Source organism: Roseobacter sp. HKCCA0434, from assembly GCF_032464675.1.
Taxonomy (GTDB): domain Bacteria; phylum Pseudomonadota; class Alphaproteobacteria; order Rhodobacterales; family Rhodobacteraceae; genus Pontivivens.
Genome location: NZ_JAWDKL010000014.1, coordinates 81,450 through 97,199, shown reverse-complemented (window position 1 = coordinate 97,199; position 15,750 = coordinate 81,450). Strand labels below are relative to the sequence as shown.

18 protein-coding genes are annotated in these 15,750 nt (G+C 69.8%); 12 read left to right on the top strand and 6 right to left on the bottom strand.

Annotated features, from left to right (window positions below):
* The 4 genes from RX333_RS10480 to RX333_RS10465 form a co-directional block, all read left to right on the top strand.
* Window positions 1–1,079: tetratricopeptide repeat protein (locus tag RX333_RS10480; RefSeq protein WP_316014889.1), on the top strand; the 1,079-nt coding region annotated here is incomplete at its 5' end.
* A gap of 11 nt (window positions 1,080–1,090) precedes the next feature.
* Window positions 1,091–2,713 (top strand): OpgC family protein, encoded by a 1,623-nt coding sequence (locus RX333_RS10475; RefSeq protein WP_316014888.1) that lies wholly within the window; start codon window positions 1,091–1,093, stop codon window positions 2,711–2,713.
* Between the two features lie 13 nt (window positions 2,714–2,726).
* The gene (locus RX333_RS10470; protein WP_316014887.1) at window positions 2,727–3,428 is read left to right on the top strand and encodes a RibD family protein; all 702 of its coding nucleotides are present in this window, start codon (window positions 2,727–2,729) and stop codon (window positions 3,426–3,428) included.
* Complete coding sequence (locus RX333_RS10465; RefSeq protein WP_316014886.1) at window positions 3,425–3,985, top strand: cytochrome b; 561 nt, start codon at window positions 3,425–3,427, stop codon at window positions 3,983–3,985. Before RX333_RS10470 ends, RX333_RS10465 begins: the two co-directional genes overlap by 4 nt.
* Here the strand turns inward: RX333_RS10465 and RX333_RS10460 are convergent.
* Genes RX333_RS10460 through RX333_RS10445 form a run of 4 tightly spaced genes read right to left on the bottom strand, consistent with a single transcriptional unit; the run spans window position 3,974 to window position 7,120 of the window.
* Entirely contained in the window at window positions 3,974–4,744 is a 771-nt protein-coding gene (locus RX333_RS10460) for a class I SAM-dependent methyltransferase (RefSeq protein WP_316014885.1), read from the bottom strand. The genes RX333_RS10465 and RX333_RS10460 overlap by 12 nt on opposite strands.
* Window positions 4,741–5,760, bottom strand: a complete 1,020-nt coding sequence (locus RX333_RS10455; RefSeq protein ID WP_316014884.1) for a glycosyltransferase family 4 protein — start codon at window positions 5,758–5,760, stop codon at window positions 4,741–4,743. The genes RX333_RS10460 and RX333_RS10455 overlap by 4 nt, the downstream gene beginning before the upstream one ends.
* On the bottom strand, window positions 5,757–6,149 hold the full coding sequence (locus tag RX333_RS10450; protein WP_316014883.1) for a 6-pyruvoyl trahydropterin synthase family protein: 393 nt from the start codon (window positions 6,147–6,149) through the stop codon (window positions 5,757–5,759). The genes RX333_RS10455 and RX333_RS10450 overlap by 4 nt, the downstream gene beginning before the upstream one ends.
* An 11-nt stretch (window positions 6,150–6,160) precedes the next feature.
* Entirely contained in the window at window positions 6,161–7,120 is a 960-nt protein-coding gene (locus RX333_RS10445) for a zinc-binding alcohol dehydrogenase (protein WP_316014882.1), read from the bottom strand.
* A 41-nt stretch (window positions 7,121–7,161) separates the two neighbouring features.
* Between RX333_RS10445 and mdoH the strand changes: the two genes are divergently transcribed.
* From mdoH to RX333_RS10425, 4 genes are all read left to right on the top strand, one after another.
* Window positions 7,162–8,979, top strand: coding sequence for a glucans biosynthesis glucosyltransferase MdoH (gene mdoH, locus RX333_RS10440; protein WP_316014881.1), 1,818 nt, complete (start codon window positions 7,162–7,164; stop codon window positions 8,977–8,979).
* 72 nt (window positions 8,980–9,051) lie between these two features.
* Complete coding sequence (gene dgcN, locus RX333_RS10435) at window positions 9,052–10,047, top strand: N-acetyltransferase DgcN (protein WP_316014880.1); 996 nt, start codon at window positions 9,052–9,054, stop codon at window positions 10,045–10,047.
* Window positions 10,044–11,006, top strand: coding sequence for an N-acetyl-D-Glu racemase DgcA (gene dgcA, locus RX333_RS10430; protein ID WP_316014879.1), 963 nt, complete (start codon window positions 10,044–10,046; stop codon window positions 11,004–11,006). Before dgcN ends, dgcA begins: the two co-directional genes overlap by 4 nt.
* 2 nt (window positions 11,007–11,008) lie before the next feature.
* The gene (locus RX333_RS10425) at window positions 11,009–11,863 is read left to right on the top strand and encodes a D-amino-acid transaminase (protein WP_316014878.1); all 855 of its coding nucleotides are present in this window, start codon (window positions 11,009–11,011) and stop codon (window positions 11,861–11,863) included.
* Between the two features lie 185 nt (window positions 11,864–12,048).
* Here RX333_RS10425 and RX333_RS10420 read toward each other — a convergent pair whose 3' ends face one another.
* Entirely contained in the window at window positions 12,049–12,345 is a 297-nt protein-coding gene (locus tag RX333_RS10420) for a DUF1244 domain-containing protein (RefSeq protein WP_316014877.1), read from the bottom strand.
* 40 nt (window positions 12,346–12,385) lie between these two features.
* Window positions 12,386–13,162: an N-formylglutamate amidohydrolase gene (locus RX333_RS10415; RefSeq protein WP_316014876.1), complete on the bottom strand. Its 777-nt coding sequence runs from the start codon at window positions 13,160–13,162 to the stop codon at window positions 12,386–12,388.
* A gap of 189 nt (window positions 13,163–13,351) precedes the next feature.
* Between RX333_RS10415 and pyk the strand changes: the two genes are divergently transcribed.
* From pyk to rplT, 4 genes are all read left to right on the top strand, one after another.
* Window positions 13,352–14,797, top strand: a complete 1,446-nt coding sequence (gene pyk / locus RX333_RS10410; protein ID WP_316014875.1) for a pyruvate kinase — start codon at window positions 13,352–13,354, stop codon at window positions 14,795–14,797.
* On the top strand, window positions 14,794–15,018 hold the full coding sequence (locus RX333_RS10405; protein WP_316014874.1) for a hypothetical protein: 225 nt from the start codon (window positions 14,794–14,796) through the stop codon (window positions 15,016–15,018). The genes pyk and RX333_RS10405 overlap by 4 nt, the downstream gene beginning before the upstream one ends.
* Before the next feature lie 123 nt (window positions 15,019–15,141).
* Window positions 15,142–15,342 (top strand): 50S ribosomal protein L35, encoded by a 201-nt coding sequence (gene rpmI, locus RX333_RS10400; protein ID WP_316014873.1) that lies wholly within the window; start codon window positions 15,142–15,144, stop codon window positions 15,340–15,342.
* Between the two features lie 15 nt (window positions 15,343–15,357).
* Complete coding sequence (gene rplT, locus RX333_RS10395) at window positions 15,358–15,729, top strand: 50S ribosomal protein L20 (protein WP_316014872.1); 372 nt, start codon at window positions 15,358–15,360, stop codon at window positions 15,727–15,729.
* Window positions 15,730–15,750 lie beyond the last annotated feature (21 nt).

Below are 15,750 nucleotides of genomic sequence, written 5' to 3'. Positions count from 1 at the left end.
GCTGGTGGGTCCCGACCTACCTGGTCGAGGAGCATCCCGAGCTCGCCAGGCTCGACGGCGTGCTGGTCCGCTGGCCGGAGGACGCGCTCGCCATGAAGCTGGTTCAGTCGCTGCGCTTCATGCTGGGCGACGCGGCGGGGATGCGCGCCTCGGTCGCCACGGCGGCGCGCGGGATCGGCGCGGATCACCCGATGCATGGCTATCTGCTGGGCTGCCGCGCCTTCGCGCTGGAGGAGACGGGTGACTACGCGGCGGCGGAGGCGGCGGGCCGCGCCGGGCTGGAGCTGTGTCCCGATGATGCCTGGGGCCTGCATGCCGTGGCACACGTGCACGACATGACCGGCCGGATGGAGGACGGCGTGCGCTGGCTCGCCGGGCGCTCGAAGCATTGGGCGCATTGCAACAATTTCGCCTATCACGTCTGGTGGCACCTTGCGCTGTTCCATCTCGACCGCGGCGCCTGCGGCCCGGTGCTGGAGCTCTACGACCGCAAGGTCCGACCCGCCGCCACCGACGACTTCCGCGACATCGCCAATGCCGCCTCGCTCCTGTTCCGGCTGGAGGTCGAGGGCATCGATGTCGGCGACAGGTGGGAGGAGCTGGGCGCGCTCGGCGCAGGCCGGACGGAGGATGGCTGCCTCGTCTTCGCGGACCTTCACTACCTGCTGGCGCTGAACGCCACGGGGCGGACGGGCGAGGCCACGCGCCTTGCCGCCCGCATCGCCGCCGATGCCGCCACGCTCGACCACGATCAGCACGAGGTCGCGGCACTGGCGGGACAGCCGATGGCGCGCGGCCTGCTCGCCTTCCGCGCCGCCGACTACGCCACCGCGCGGCGCGATCTCGCCCATGCGCTCGACTGGCTGCCCCGCATTGGTGGCAGCCATGCGCAGCGCGACGTGTTCTGGCGGCTGGCGGTCGAGGCGCATCTTCGGGCGGGCGACCTCGCCGGGGCCGAGGCCCTGCTGGCGCGCCGCGTTCTGGAACGCGGGGCCGAGGACGGCTATACCGCTCGCAGGCGACATCTGATCGCACGACGTCGCGCCGAGCTGCGCGGCACGCGTATCGCCGCGCAGTAGGGGCCAGCGCCATGAACACGCCGAGCACGACCGCACCACCACCGTCCGCCCCCGGGGCGCGCAAGCCGCGCGACCCGCGGCTCGACTTCTTCCGCGGCATGGCGATGTTCATCATCCTGCTCGCCCACACGCCGGGCAACACGTGGACCTTGTGGATTCCGGCGCGGTTCGGTTTCTCGGACGGGGCGGATCTCTTCGTGTTCTGCTCCGGCATGGCCTCGGCGCTCGCCTTCGGCGGCATCTTCGGCAAGGCGGGCTGGGCACTGGGAGCCATGCGGATCGCGCACCGCATCTGGCAGGTCTACTGGGCGCATATCGGCATCTTCCTCGTCACCGCGCTCCTGCTGTTCTCAATCGACCATTTCGGCATCGGCAACTGGGACCGCCCCTATATCGAGCGTCCCTATGTCGTGCCGCTCTTCAACGAGACGGGCGAGTCGCTGCTGGGCCTGATGACGCTGAGCTACGTGCCCGGCCTGTTCGACATCCTGCCGATGTATATCGTGATCCTCGCGATGATCCCGGTGGTCATGGCGATCCACCGGGCGGCAGGGACGGCGGCGGTACTGGTGGTGCTGGGCTTCCTGTGGCTCGCCGCGAACCTCGCCGGCTGGGCCTACCGCATCGAGGATCCCACCGGGCTGAACGCGTTTCAGACGACGCTCCACGGCATCGGGCAGCGCTTCGGCTTCCTCAACCTGCCCTCCAACCCTTTCGGGGAGGGGCGCTGGTTCTTCAATCCGTTCGGCTGGCAGATCACCTTCTTCGCGGGCTTCGTGCTGGGCATGAAATGGGTGCCCGCGCCGCCCCGCGCGCGCTGGCTGTTCCGGCTGGCGGTCGCCTACGTGCTGCTGGTCGTGCCGTTCGCATGGTTCAAGATCCACGGCGGGCTCTACCTGCCCGGCGACTGGGCGATTCAGGACGTGATCGAGGGCACGCGCAACGCGATAACACCGCTCTGGGCGAAATCCGACATGGGCCTCTTGCGCTGGCTGCACTTCCTCGCCACGGCCTATATCGCCTGGATGCTGGTCGGGATCGGCGGTGAGCGGCTCAGCAACGGGTTCGCGACGCCGCGCAGGGCAGGGCGCGGCGTCCTGATCGCCGCCGCCATCGTCGCCGTGCTGACCATTCCCTATGCCTATGTCGATTTCTTCGGGAAGTACGTGCCGCCGGTGGATCGCTTCTTCGGCTGGCTGCTGGGCGACGGGGTACGGCCAGTCATCGGCACCGACCTCTTCGCCCATCCCGACCGCATCGGGCTGTTGCAGATCGCGCATCTGATTGCGCTGATCCTGCTCGTCTGGGCCGCGATCGGCCCCACCCGCAGGCACTGGATGACCCACGACCTCGTGGGCAAGGTCGTGCCCGTCGTGCGCAAGGTCGGCACGCAGAGCCTCGCCTGCTTCATGGTCTCGATCCCGCTCAGTCAGGTGGACGGTCTCCTACTCGACCGCCTGGGGCGGGAGCCCGCGACATGGTGGCTCGTCAACTGCTTCGGCATTGGCGTGCTGATCGCGACGGCCTATTTCGTCGGCTGGATCAAGGGCAACCCGTGGCGGCGAACCGACCGCGTCGCCCGGCCCGAGGCGGGAACCTCGGGCGCCACGGCGGAAGCACTGGCGGGCCGCTGAGGAAGGAGACGGGATGAACATCGCCACGTCGAAGGCACCGGCACCGCTGCTGCCCGACCGCTTCCGCAAGGGGGCGGTGGTGATCGCCCAGCTCGGCCAGACCCTGGACGGGCGCATCGCCACGGTCACGGGCGCCTCGAAATACATCAACGGCACTGCGGCGCTCGACCACCTGCACCGATTGCGGGCCGAGGTCGACGCGGTGATCGTCGGCGTCGGCACCGCCATCGCGGACGACCCGCAACTGACCGTGCGCCGCTGCGAAGGCGCGCATCCGGCCCGCGTCGTCATCGACCCCAACGGGCGGGTGCCCGCCAGCCTTGGCATGTTCGGCGACGGCGAGGCGGAGGTGCTGGTCGTCACCCGGCCCGGCGGAGATGTGCCCGACGGCGCGGACCGCATCGAGGTGGAGGAGCGGGACGGCGCCCTGCCGCCCGCCGCCATCCTCGCCGCTCTGCGCGCGCGCGGCCTCGCCCGCATCCTTCTGGAGGGTGGCGCGGACACGCTCGCACGTTTCCTTGACGCGGACGCGGTCGATCTGCTCCATATCCTCATGGCGCCGATGATCCTCGGCTCGGGCAAGGCGGGGCTGGCCCTCGCGCCCGTCGAGCGGCTGGATCAGGCGCGCAGGCCACAGACGCGCGTGCACGTGTTCGAGGATGGCGATGTCCTCTTTACCTGCGACCTGCGCCGCGAATGGGAGAGGGACGGATGATCCACAGCTATCCGAGATTGCGCCGCTGGCTGCACTGGACCATCGCGGTGCTGGTGATCGCCATGCTGCCGATGGGCATGATCTTCACCGATTTCGACAATCGCGGGGCGATCGAGGGCATCTTCGGCGAGGGGTCGTTCAATGTCTTCTATGACCTGCACAAGAGCACCGGGTTCCTGATCCTGTTCCTGATGCTGGTGCGCATCGTCGCCGCGATCCGCCTGCCCAAGCCGCCCTACGCCGTGCCGCTGACAGGGTTGGAGCGGGCAGGCTCGGGCGCGGTGCACGGTCTTATCTACGTCATGCTGCTGGCGATGCCGCTGCTCGGATGGCTGGGCGTCAGCGCCTATGACGCGCCGCTGCCGGTCTTCGGCCTGTTCGAGATGCCCGCGCTGATCGGGCGCGATCGGGACCTGTCCGAGGATTTCTTCGAGTGGCACGAGATCGGCGCGAAGATCGTCATCGCGCTGGTCGTCGTCCATATCGGCGCGGCGCTCTATCACCAACTGGTCAAGAAGGACGGCCTGATCCGGCGGATGTGGCCCTCACGCGGGTAGGGCCAGCAGGTCCACATGCCCGATCCGCACCGCGTCGGCGCGGCGGCGGGCGGCCCGCCAGTCGGCAATCTCCTCCGATGTGAGTTGCCCGGTCTCCGCCACCGCCCCGGCGGCGCCGTCGGCCAGCGCCTCGATGAGCGCCCTGTCCTCGGGACCGAGCCGCCAGGGGCTTTGCGTCAGCGTCACGTCATGGCCCCGCGCCCGCAGCGCCCCTGCCAGATGCTTCGGCGCCGCCGGTCCCAGCGCCGTGCCGAAGGACTTGTCGCCCTCTTGATGGGCATGGAACGCGGCGAGCGCCCGCGCCTCGTGCGGCGGCTCGGGCGTCCAGCTCTCCTGCCCGTCATAGCTCAGCGCCATGTAGAGCGCGGCCTCCTCCGGCAGCGCCGCCGCCAACCGGTCGAGCCAGTCGGTCGAGCACAGGTCCAGCAGCGCCGATCCGGTTACGAGATCGGGCGCGACCTCCGCCATCAGCCCTTCGAGATCGCGGGCAAGATCGACCTGTCGCGTGCCCAGGAAATTCACCTCGCCCGCGTGCTGTCCGGCAACGGCCAGAAGATCGCCGTCGATATCGCTCAGCACCCAGCGCCCGCCGATGCGCGGGGCGAGCGCGCGATAGCTCGCCCCCGTCCCGCTGCCCAGATCGAGCACACGCGGCGCCCGGTCCGCCGTCCACGCAGCCAGCCGCGCAATTAGCCCCGCATCGCGTGCCCGCGCATCCGCCCCTTCGCGCAAGGCGAGCCAGTCGGCGGAAAAGCTCACGCGACCCGCTCCATCACGTCTCGGATGATTGCGGCCGTCTCTGCCCAGCCCGGTTGGCCCAACGCATGCGCGCGTCCGCCCGCCGCCAGCCGCTCCGCCAGCACCGGGTCGGTCAGCACGGCCCGCAGCGATCCGGCGAGCGCCCGCGCGTCGCCCGGTTCGGTCAGCAGACCGGCGCTCTCGGGCACGGTCTGCGTGACGGCTCCGCCCGCGCAGGCCACCACCGGCAAACCGCTCATCATCGCCTCGGCGAAGGCCATGCCGTAGCCTTCGTAATGCGAGGGCAGGCAGAACAGATCCGACGCGGCTCGCAGCGCGTCCAGCGCCTCGGATCCGGCGGCGGGATGCCGGTGGATCCGGTCGCCCAGACCCGACCGGGCGATCCGCGCCTCCAGCATGGCCAGCCACCCCGCATCCGGCGCGGGTCCGATCCAGTCGGCCCGCCAGTCGAGATCGGCGATCTGCTCCAGCGCCTCGATCAGCACGTCATGCCCCTTGCGCGGGATCAGACTCGCCACCGTCAGGATGCGTGGCGGCATGTTCCCTCGTGCCGCCATCGGGGCCGGAGGCAGACCCGGCACCGCCACCGTGATCGCCTCCGCCGCCACGCCATAGCGCGCGGTCAGCAGCTCCGCCGTCGTGTCGCTGGTACAGATCACCGCCGCCGCACGGTGCAGCGCCGCCCGCTCGGTCAGGCGGAGCGCCGCGGCGCGGCCCGCCTCGAGCCCCGTCTCCAGTGCCAGCGGATGATGGCACAACGCCACGTAGGGCCCCGCGATCCGGTCGAGTGCGCCCTCCGGCAGCGCCCCCAGTGCCAGCCCGTCGATCAGCCAGGGCAGGCCCGGTTCGGCCAGGATCTCCACCGTCCGCTCCAGCGACCGCGCGTTCGGCGTGGGGAACCCGCCCGGCAGCGCGACATGGCGCAAACCCGGCCATTCGCGCAGCACCTCCCGGTCATAGGCATAGCCGCCGCTGACCGTGTCGAGATCGCCTGGAATGGCGAAGCGCGCGCTCACAAGGCCGCCTCGTACCACGCCTTCGCCACGTGGCTTTCGTTCAGCGTGATGCGAAGCGCGCTCAGGCCCTCCGATCCCGGTCCCAGCGCGCCCTCCGCCGCGGCCTTGGCGATGGCGCCGTGAATGTGGCGGCACAGGAACTCGGTCGTCGTGACCTCGCCCGGAAACACCTCGTCGAGATTGGCGTAATTGAGCGGCCCCAGCACCGATTTCAGCACCTCCTGCGCGCGCCCCATGTCCACGACGATGTTGTCCGCCGACAGGGTCTCGCGCAGGAAGGCGACATCGACGACGAAGGTCGCGCCGTGCAACGCCTGCGCGGGGCCGAAAACGTCGCCCTTCAGCGAATGGGCGATCATGATGTGGTCCCGGACCTCGACGGCGAACATGGGCGATCCTCTCAGTAGTCGATGGTTGTGGCGATGCCGTCCGCGTCGGCGGCCAGCCGCGCGGGCAGCAGGGTCTCGGCCTCGTCGAATGGCACGGAATGGGTCAGCAGGCAATCGAGCGCCGGGTCGTCCATCAGCCCGATCGCCGTGCGCATCCGCTCCGCATGGGTGGTGCTCGCCCGACGCGGGGCCGCGACATGCCCGACCTGCGAGCACCGTATGGAGAGGCGCTGCGCATGGAACGCGCCGCCCAGACGCACCGGCACCTCCCGGTCGCCATACCAGCTCATTTCGATCACCTGTCCCTCGAAATCGAGACAGTGGATCGCGGCGTCGAGCCCGCCCGCGCTGGCGGAGGTGTGGAACGCCGTGTGGCAGGGCGGCAGGCCGTCCACCGATGACGCGAAGCTCACGCGAAGTTCACTCGCGATCGCCGCGCGGCTTCCTATCTTGTCGATCAGTGTCACGTCGGCACGGGACACGCGTGCGGCCAGATAGGCGGTGAGGCATCCGACCAGCCCGCCGCCGATCACCGCGACGCGGGCACCGGGCGGCACAGCGGCATCCCAGACCGCGTTCAGCGCGGTCTCCATGTTCGCGGCAAGCGTCGCGCGGCGCGGGGGCAGGTCGGGCGGCAGAACATGCACCGCGTCGCGGTGCGCATGAAAGAGGTCCTGATGCGGGTGCATCGTGAAGACAAGCCTACCCTGCAGGTCCGCATCGCCCTCCCGCACGCGGGCGACGGCGGCATAGCCGTACTTGATCGGCAGGGCGAAGCTGCCCTCCTGATTGGGCAGGGCCATGCGCGCATGTTCCGCCTTCGGCACGCGGCCCTCGGCCACGATGCGCTCGGTGCCGCGCGACAGGCCGGAATGGACCATCTCCAGCAGCAGGTCGCCCTCGCCGAGCCGCGCCTTTCGCAGCGCAACATTTTTCGTTTCACCCGTGTACCAAATGGCGCGCGATGCCATAACTTGTCCTTCCGAGCCCATCCGGGGCGGAGAGTAGCCGCATGACCTCAAACGTCCACCCGCAGCCGCCGCGCAACGGCGACGCCTCCTCACGCACGCCCGCAGGGTTGCAGGCCACCGCGGCGCTGGCCGGGCGCCGCCGCCTCGTGGCGCTGCTGAACCTCGCAACGCTCGCGGCGGTGATGGCCGGCGTGTGGAACGTCTTCGCCGAGGGCGGCTGGACCGCGACCGATGCCATCATCCTCGCCTGCGTCGCCATCGGCGCGCCCTGGACCATCATGGGCTTCTGGAACGCGGTGATCGGTCTGTGGCTGATGCACGGCGCGCGTGACGGGCTCGCCGCCGCAGCGCCGCAGATGGCCGAGGCTGACGTCACGGCGGCCATCACCACCCGCACCGCGCTGACCCTGTTCCTGCGCAACGAACCGCCCGAGCCGGCCTTCGCCCGCGCGGTGGAGATGCGCCGCTCGCTCGACGCGACCGGCTGGGGGCGGCACTTCGACATCTACATCCTGTCCGATACCGACGATCCCGACATCGCGCGGGCCGAGGAGGACACCTTCGCCCGCGTGCGCGACGCGCTCGGCCCCCGCGTGACCTATCGGCGGCGCGAGGACAACGAGGCGTTCAAATCCGGCAACCTGCGCGACTTCCTGCGCCGTTGGGGCGGACGCTACGACTATTTCCTGCCGCTCGACACCGACAGTCTGATGAGCGGGGAGGCCATGCTGCGCATGGTCCGCATCCTCCAGGCCCATCCGCGCGTCGGCATCCTGCAAAGCCTGGTGGTCGGCGCGCCCGCGCGTTCCGCCTTCGCGCGGGTGTTCCAGTTCGGGATGCGCCACGGGATGCGCAGCTTCACGCTGGGCGCCGCGTGGTGGCACGGCGATTGTGGGCCCTACTGGGGGCACAACGCCCTGATCCGCGTCGATGCCTTCCGCCGCCATTGCCGCCTGCCGAAGCTGCCGGGATCGGCTCCGCTCGGCGGGCATATCCTCAGTCACGATCAGGTGGAGGCGGTGCTGATGCGACGCGCGGGCTACGAATGCCGCGTCCTGCCGGTGGAGGGCGAGAGTTGGGAGGAGAACCCCCCGACCCTGCTCGACTTCACCCGCCGCGACCTGCGCTGGTGCCAGGGCAACATGCAATATGGCCGCGTCCTGTTCTGGAAGGGCCTCGCCCCGATGAGCCGGTTCCAGATCCTCGCCGCGATGATGATGTATTTCGGCGCGCCCGCCTGGATGCTGATGACCGCCGCCGCGGGGATCAAGCTCGCGAATGGCGCGACCGAGGAGGTGAACCTCGCCTTCGGCCTCGCCATGTTCTTCGTGATGATCGCGATGAGCCTGTTTCCGAAGGTCGCGGGCTGGATCGACGTGGCGCTGACCCCCGGCGGGGTGGCGCGCTATGGCGGCGCGGTCCGCTTCGCGCTCGGCGCGGTGGTCGAGACGCTGTTCTCCGTTCTGCTGGCCCCCGTCGTCGCCTTCCGCGTGACGCTGTTCCTCGCGGGGCTGTTCCTGTTCCGCCGCCCGGTCATCTGGGGCGGCCAGAACCGCGACGCCTACGCGCTGCCCTGGCGGATGGCGGTGGCGGGCCTCTGGCCGCAGACGCTGTTCGGACTGGGCCTCGGCGGCGCGATCCTCGTCCTCGCCCCCGCCGCGCTGCCCTGGGCGCTGCCGGTGCTGGCCGGGCTGATCCTCGCCATCCCCTTCGCGCTGCTGACCGCCGCCCCCGCTGCCGGGCGCTGGATGCAGGCCCGCGGCCTTTGCGCCACCCCCGACGAGATCGCGGCCAACCCCGTGATCGACGGGGCGGAGATGGCGTTGCCCGCGCAGGCGACCGCGTCGCAGGCCGCCTGACTTCCCGTTTGACGATCCCCCGCGAACAGGCCTAGCGTTGGCGCGATGTAACGGCCACGGCGGAGCCTGCGGATGATCGACGCGCCCTATCTTCTCTTCCTCGGGGACGCGCCCGATCCGCTGGCGGCGAAGGTCGCACAGGGCATCCGCGACTGGCGGCCCGACATGGCGATCGGGCAGCTGCGCCTCGACGGCTGCCGCGCCGACATGCACCTGCCCGACATGGACATTCCCGCCGCCGTTGACGCGGGCGCGAAGACCCTCGTGATCGGCGTGGCCAATCGCGGCGGCGTGATCTCGCAAGCATGGAAGGCCGTGCTGATCGAGGCGCTGGAGGCTGGCATGGACATCGCCTCGGGCCTGCACAACCTGCTGCGCGACGAGCCCGACCTCGTCGCCGCGGCCGACAAGGCGGGCCGCACCCTGCACGACGTGCGCGTCCCCACCGTGAAATACCCCATCGCCGACGGCAAGCGCCGCACCGGCAAACGCTGCCTGGCCGTCGGCACCGATTGCTCCGTGGGCAAGATGTACACCGCGCTGGCGATGGAGCGGGAGATGCACGCCCGCGGCATGAAGGCCACCTTCCGCGCCACCGGCCAGACCGGCATCCTGATCACCGGCGGCGGCGTGCCGCTCGACGCCGTGATCGCCGACTTCATGGCCGGGTCGGTCGAATGGCTGACGCCGGACAACGACCCCGACCACTGGGACCTGATCGAGGGGCAGGGCAGCCTCTTCCACGCCTCCTATTCCGGCGTGACGATGGCGCTGATCCACGGCGGACAGGCCGACGCGCTGATCCTGTGTCACGAGCCGACGCGCACCCACATGCGCGGACTGCCCGATTACGACCTGCCGACATTGGAGGACCTGCGCGACACCGCCCTGCACCTCGCCCGCCGGGTGAATCCGGACGTGGCCGTCGTCGGCATCTCGGTCAACACCGCCGCGCTGTCCGAGGATGCGGCGACGGTCCTGCTGGCCGAGATCGAGGAGCGTATGGGCCTGCCCACAGTCGATCCTTTCCGTCAGGGCGCGGTCCGCCTCGTCGACGCGCTGACATGATCGAAGCGCGAGAGGAGCGGTTCCCCCTGCGTGAGGTCTTCACCATCTCGCGCGGCTCGCGGACCGAGGCGACGGTCGTGACCGCCACCATCACCCGCGACGGCGCGACGGGCCGCGGCGAATGCGTGCCATATGCCCGATATGGCGAGACGGCCGAGAGCGTTCTCGCCCAGATCGCATCGCTGCCCGACGACGTGGATCGCGAGGCGCTGCAATCCCTGCTGCCCGCCGGGGCCGCGCGCAATGCCGTCGATTGCGCGCTCTGGGACTGGCAGGCCAAGGCGCACGGGCAGGGCGTGGCCGACCGGCTGGGCCTGACCCTCGCGCCGGTCACCACCGCCTTCACCCTCTCCATCGATACGCCCGCGAAGATGCGCGACGCCGCCGCCCGCAATGCCGAGCGCCCGCTCCTGAAGACCAAGCTCGGCGGCGGGCCCGAGGATGTGGAGCGCATCGCCGCCGTCCGGGCCGGGGCCCCCGCCGCGCGCATCATCGTCGACGCCAACGAGGGGTGGAGCCCCGACCAGTACCGCGACCTCGCTCCGCGCCTCATCGCGCTGGGGGTGGAGATGGTCGAGCAACCCTTCCCGGCAGGCGAGGACGCGGCCCTTGCCGGTCTGGACCGCCCGCTGCCGGTCTGCGCGGATGAAAGCTGCCACGACCGCGCCAGCCTCGCGGGCCTCGCGGGCAAGTACGACATGGTCAACATCAAGCTCGACAAGACCGGCGGCCTGACCGAGGCGCTGGCCCTGAACGCGGCCGCGCGTGCCGCGGGCTTCCGCGTCATGGTCGGCTGCATGGTCGGCTCCTCGCTCGCCATGGCCCCCGCGATGCTGGTGGCGCAGGGGGCGGATCTGGTGGATCTCGACGGACCGCTCCTCTTGGCCGAGGATCGCGACCCGCCGCTCGGCTATCACGGGGCGGAGGTGCAGCCGCCCCGCCCGCAACTCTGGGGGTGAGCATGGCGCGCATCGTCTATGTCGACGGGGCCTACGTGCCCGAGGCGGAGGCGAAGGTCTCGGTCTTCGACCGCGGTTTCCTCTTCGCCGACGGGGTCTACGAGGTCACGTCCGTGATCGACGGAAAGCTGGTCGATTTCGCGGGCCACCTGACCCGGCTCGCCCGCTCGCTGTCGGAGTTGCAGATCCCCGCGCCTGTCTCGGATGCGGAACTGGAAGCGATCCACCGAGAACTCGTGACCCGCAACGAGCTGACCGAGGGGCTGATCTACCTGCAGGTCACACGCGGCCCCGCCGACCGCGATTTCGTCTGGCTGGACGATCCGACGCCCACGCTGGTGCTCTTCACCCAGGAAAAGGCATTGATCGACAGCCCGCTCGCCGCGCGCGGCCTGTCCGTGGCGCTGATGCCCGACATCCGCTGGCAGCGGCGCGACATCAAGACGGTGCAGCTACTCGCGCCCTCGATGGCCAAGATGGCCGCGCGGGCCGAAGGGGCCGACGACGCCTGGATGGTCGAGGATGGCCACGTGACCGAAGGCACCTCCAACAACGCGTGGATCGTCACGGCGGACGGGGCAATCGTCACGCGACATCTGAGCAATTCGATCCTGCACGGCATCACCCGCGCCACGGTCCGCGACATCGCCGCCGATCTGGGCCTGAGCGTCGAGGAGCGCGCCTTCACCCCCGACGAGGCCCGCGCCGCCGCCGAGGCCTTCGTGACCGCCGCCACCAGCTTCGTCACCCCGGTGGTGAAGATCGACGGGCAGCAGCTGGGCGACGGCAAGCCCGGCCCCGTCGCGACGCGGTTGCGCGAGGCCTATATCGAGCAGGCGAGGCGGCTGGCGGTGTAGCGAGCCGCGCAGCGGTGGGCCGCGGCGCGGCGATCTTCCGCTGCTGCATGGTGCTTTATGTCAGCCAAGTCCGTGTGATCTCACCGCGTCGCGCCTCCATCGGCCAAATCGCCGTGCCGGGGGGCGGCCCGGCGATGCGCGGCGCCTTCGGCTTGATTCCGCGCATGGCTAGGCTGGACCCTCCCTCAATGCGCCTTCGGGCTTGCCTCGAATGCGGCCTTCTGCGCGTCGCTCGCCTCGGTCTGGTACTTCTCCTGCCACTCGGCATAGGGCATGCCGTAGACGATCTCCCGCCCCTCGGCCTTGTCCATCTCGATGCCGCGCGCGTTCGCCTCTTCCTGATACCAGCGGCTCAGGCAGTTCCGGCAAAAGCCCGTCAGGGTCATCATGTCGATATTCTGCACATCCGTCCGCGTGCGCAGATGATCGCGCAACCGGCGGAAGGCGGCGGCCTCGATTTCGAGGCGGGTCTGGTCGTCCATGTCGGTCTCCTTCGCGTTTCCCCTGATGTGGGCGGCAGCGTCAGTCCTGTCCACCCACCCCGTCGAACAGCCGCTGAACCGCCGGGGTCTCCAGGATCGGGCGCAGATGCCGCGCCAGCCGCTCGGCCCAGGCCTCCTGGCCCTCCGCATCCGCGATCAGGTCGTTTCGGATCTCGATCAGCACGTTGGGCAGCCCCTTCACCATCGCGTGCCGGTGCTGGCTGTCCCCGCCATAGAAGCCCGGATAGGGCTCGTTGTCGCCCACACACAGCCCGTCCGCGCGCAGCCCCTCCATCAAGGGCACCGCGATGCGCCCGTCGATCCGGTCCCACAGGATGCCGACCTCCCAGGGGCGCGGCGCCCGGCCCTTGAGCTGCGGCGTGTAGGAGTGGATGGCGATCACCACCGGCACGCCGCGCGCCGACAGCTCCGCGATCGCCCGCTCGATCCGCTCGTGATAGGGGCGGTAATAGGCCTCGATCCGCCGCGCGACCTCCGCCGGGCCTGCGTGGCGGTTCCCCTCCACGACCGAGCGATCGTAGATCCGCCGCACCAGCGTGGGATCGTCCTCCGCCCGGTTGGGGTCGATCACGATGCGGCTGACCGTGGACAGCACCGCCGCGCCGCCCAGCCGCTCGGCCAGCCCCAGCGTGACGCCCCGCGCCCCGATATCCCAGGCGATGTGCCGCGCCATGTCCGCGTCCGACAGCCCGATCGCGCCGATCTCAGCGGGCACGCGGTTCGACGCATGATCGCAGGTCAGCAGCAAACGCGTGTCCGGCGCGCCGGTGACGAATTCGTAACTCTCGTGCGGCATTGGGTAGGGTCCGATCGGTTCGAATGCGTGCCTTCGATACCGCGCATGGGCAACGCCTTCCAGCCTGCGCGCCCGTGAAAAGACACGATATTGCCCCCTTTTTGCGCGACACCGCGCGATGTGGGAAGTAAAGAGCGGACGACCGAACCGCTTTGGCCCCGAGGCAGGGGCCGCACGAAAGGAATGCCCATGAAACGCGACCGTCGAGTGAAGATCGTGGCCACCCTCGGCCCGGCATCGTCGAGCCGCGCGATGATCAAGTCGCTGTTCGAGGCGGGGGCCGACGTGTTCCGCCTGAACATGAGCCACGGCAGCCACGAGGAGATCGCCGAGCGGCACCAGCTGATCCGCGAGATCGAGCATGAGACCGGCCGCCCGATCTGCATCCTCGCCGACCTCCAGGGTCCCAAGCTGCGCTGCGGCACCTTCGCCGACGGCCCCGTCATGCTGGAGGAGGGGGCGACGTTCCGCTTCGACCTCGACGAGGCGCCGGGCGATGCGACCCGCGTGCAGTTGCCGCACAAGGAGATCTTCGAGGCGCTGGAGTCCGGCTCCACCCTGCTGGTCAACGACGGCAAGATCCGCCTGCGCGTGGAAAGCTGCGACGCCAGCTCCGCCGATTGCGTGGTCGAGGTCGGCGGCGAGATCTCCAACCGCAAGGGCGTGAACGTGCCCGACGTGGTGCTGCCGCTCGCGGCGCTCAGCGAGAAGGACAAGAAGGACCTCGAATTCGTCTGCGAACTGGGCGTCGACTGGCTGGCGCTCAGCTTCGTGCAGCGCGCCGCGGACGTGGAGGAGGCGCGCAAGCTCGCCCGCGGGCGCGCCGCACTCGTCGCCAAGATCGAGAAGCCCGCGGCGGTCAAGGCCTTCGACGACATCCTCGAAGTCACCGACGGCGTGATGGTCGCGCGCGGCGACCTCGGGGTCGAACTGCCCGTCCAGGCCGTGCCCCCGATCCAGAAGAAGCTGATCCGCAAGTGCCGCGAGGTCGGCAAGCCGGTGATCGTCGCGACCCAGATGATGGAGAGCATGATCACCGCCCCCGTGCCGACGCGGGCCGAGGTCTCGGACGTGGCGCACGCGATCTACGAGGGCGCGGACGCGGTGATGCTGTCGGCGGAATCGGCCGCCGGCGACTACCCGGTCGAGGCGGTGGCGACGATGAACAACGTCGCCGTCGAGGTCGAGCGGGACGACGTCTACCGCCAGATCATCGAGGCGAGCCGCACCCGTGCCAGCCGCGGCATGGCCGACGCGATCACCACCGCCGCGCGCGAGGTGGCCGAGACGATCGAGGTGAAGGCCATCTGCTCGTTCACCCAGTCGGGCACCACCGCGATCCTGGCGAGCCGGGAGAAGCCGCGCGTGCCGGTGATCGCGCTGACCCCGCTGATCGGCACGGCCCGCCGCCTCAGCCTCGTCTGGGGCCTGCACTGCGTGGTGACGCCGGGCGTGGAACGGTTCAAGCTCGCCGTGGTCGCCGCCGTGCGCGCCGCGGTCGGCGAGGGCTTCGCTGTCGAAAGCGACAAGATCATCGTCACCGCGGGCGTCCCCTTCAACGTGCCGGGCACCACCAACATCCTGCGCGTCGCGCCCTGCAACGAAAAGCAGATCTACGAGGGCGAGCAGGGGTGAGCGCCCTCAACTGGATCCTCGTGGCCTACGGGCTCGCCATCCTCGGCGCGATCGGCCGCTCGGTCGACGCGATGATGAGCGGGCAGAACCTTTGGCGCGCGCTCGGCTGGACCGGGCTCGCGCTGGGCCTGGGGCTCTATATCGAGTTCGTCACCCCCGTCGCCGCCAGCTTCGACCGGGTGATGGAGGCGGTGATCCGCCTCTACGCCGAAATCTTCTAGGCGGGCGGCTGACCCCTTGCCAATGCCGCGCGACCTTCCTAAAAGGCGCGCTCAATCCCGATGCGCCCGGCGAAAGGGCTGCCGAGTCGCATCCTCACGACCCTTAAAGTCAAGGAGATCGAAATGCCCAAGATGAAGACCAAGTCGAGCGCCAAGAAGCGCTTCAAGATCACGGCCTCGGGCCGCGTGAAGGCAGGCCAGGCCGGCAAGCGTCACGGCATGATCAAGCGTTCCAAGAAGTTCATCCGCGACGCGCGCGGAACCACCGTGCTGTGCAAGGCTGACGAGAACATCGTCAAGACCTACATGCCCTATAGCCGCTGATAGGAGGCCAGACACATGTCCCGAGTGAAATCCGGCAAGGTCACCCACGCGCGCCACAAGAAGGTCATCAAGGCGGCCAAAGGCTATTACGGTGCCCGTTCGACCAACTTCCGCACCGCGACGCAGGCCGTCGACAAGGCGCAGCAATACGCGACCCGCGACCGCAAGGCGCGCAAGCGCAACTTCCGCGCCCTTTGGATCCAGCGCATCAACGCGGGCGTCCGCGCCCATGACGAGGCGATGACCTACAGCCGCTTCATCAACGGCCTGTCGCTGGCCGGGATCGAGGTCGACCGCAAGGTCCTCGCCGATCTCGCCGTGCACGAGCCCGCGGCCTTCAACGCCATCGTCGACCAGGCGAAAGCGGCCCTGCCCGCCGCCGCCTGATCCCGAGGCGACCCGACAGAT

Bases quoted from the DNA above. Each gene is read 5' to 3' on its own strand.
- mdoH (WP_316014881.1), top strand. From the start codon at position 7,162: ATGACCTCAAACGTCCACCCGCAGCCGCCGCGCAACGGCGACGCCTCC.
- pyk (WP_316014875.1), top strand. From the start codon at position 13,352: ATGAAACGCGACCGTCGAGTGAAGATCGTGGCCACCCTCGGCCCGGCA.
- dgcN (WP_316014880.1), top strand. From the start codon at position 9,052: ATGATCGACGCGCCCTATCTTCTCTTCCTCGGGGACGCGCCCGATCCG.
- RX333_RS10475 (WP_316014888.1), top strand. From the start codon at position 1,091: ATGAACACGCCGAGCACGACCGCACCACCACCGTCCGCCCCCGGGGCG.
- dgcA (WP_316014879.1), top strand. From the start codon at position 10,044: ATGATCGAAGCGCGAGAGGAGCGGTTCCCCCTGCGTGAGGTCTTCACC.
- RX333_RS10420 (WP_316014877.1), bottom strand. From the start codon at position 12,345: ATGGACGACCAGACCCGCCTCGAAATCGAGGCCGCCGCCTTCCGCCGG.
- RX333_RS10425 (WP_316014878.1), top strand. From the start codon at position 11,009: ATGGCGCGCATCGTCTATGTCGACGGGGCCTACGTGCCCGAGGCGGAG.
- RX333_RS10450 (WP_316014883.1), bottom strand. From the start codon at position 6,149: ATGTTCGCCGTCGAGGTCCGGGACCACATCATGATCGCCCATTCGCTG.
- RX333_RS10470 (WP_316014887.1), top strand. From the start codon at position 2,727: ATGAACATCGCCACGTCGAAGGCACCGGCACCGCTGCTGCCCGACCGC.
- rpmI (WP_316014873.1), top strand. From the start codon at position 15,142: ATGCCCAAGATGAAGACCAAGTCGAGCGCCAAGAAGCGCTTCAAGATC.
- RX333_RS10415 (WP_316014876.1), bottom strand. From the start codon at position 13,162: ATGCCGCACGAGAGTTACGAATTCGTCACCGGCGCGCCGGACACGCGT.
- RX333_RS10465 (WP_316014886.1), top strand. From the start codon at position 3,425: ATGATCCACAGCTATCCGAGATTGCGCCGCTGGCTGCACTGGACCATC.
- rplT (WP_316014872.1), top strand. From the start codon at position 15,358: ATGTCCCGAGTGAAATCCGGCAAGGTCACCCACGCGCGCCACAAGAAG.
- RX333_RS10445 (WP_316014882.1), bottom strand. From the start codon at position 7,120: ATGGCATCGCGCGCCATTTGGTACACGGGTGAAACGAAAAATGTTGCG.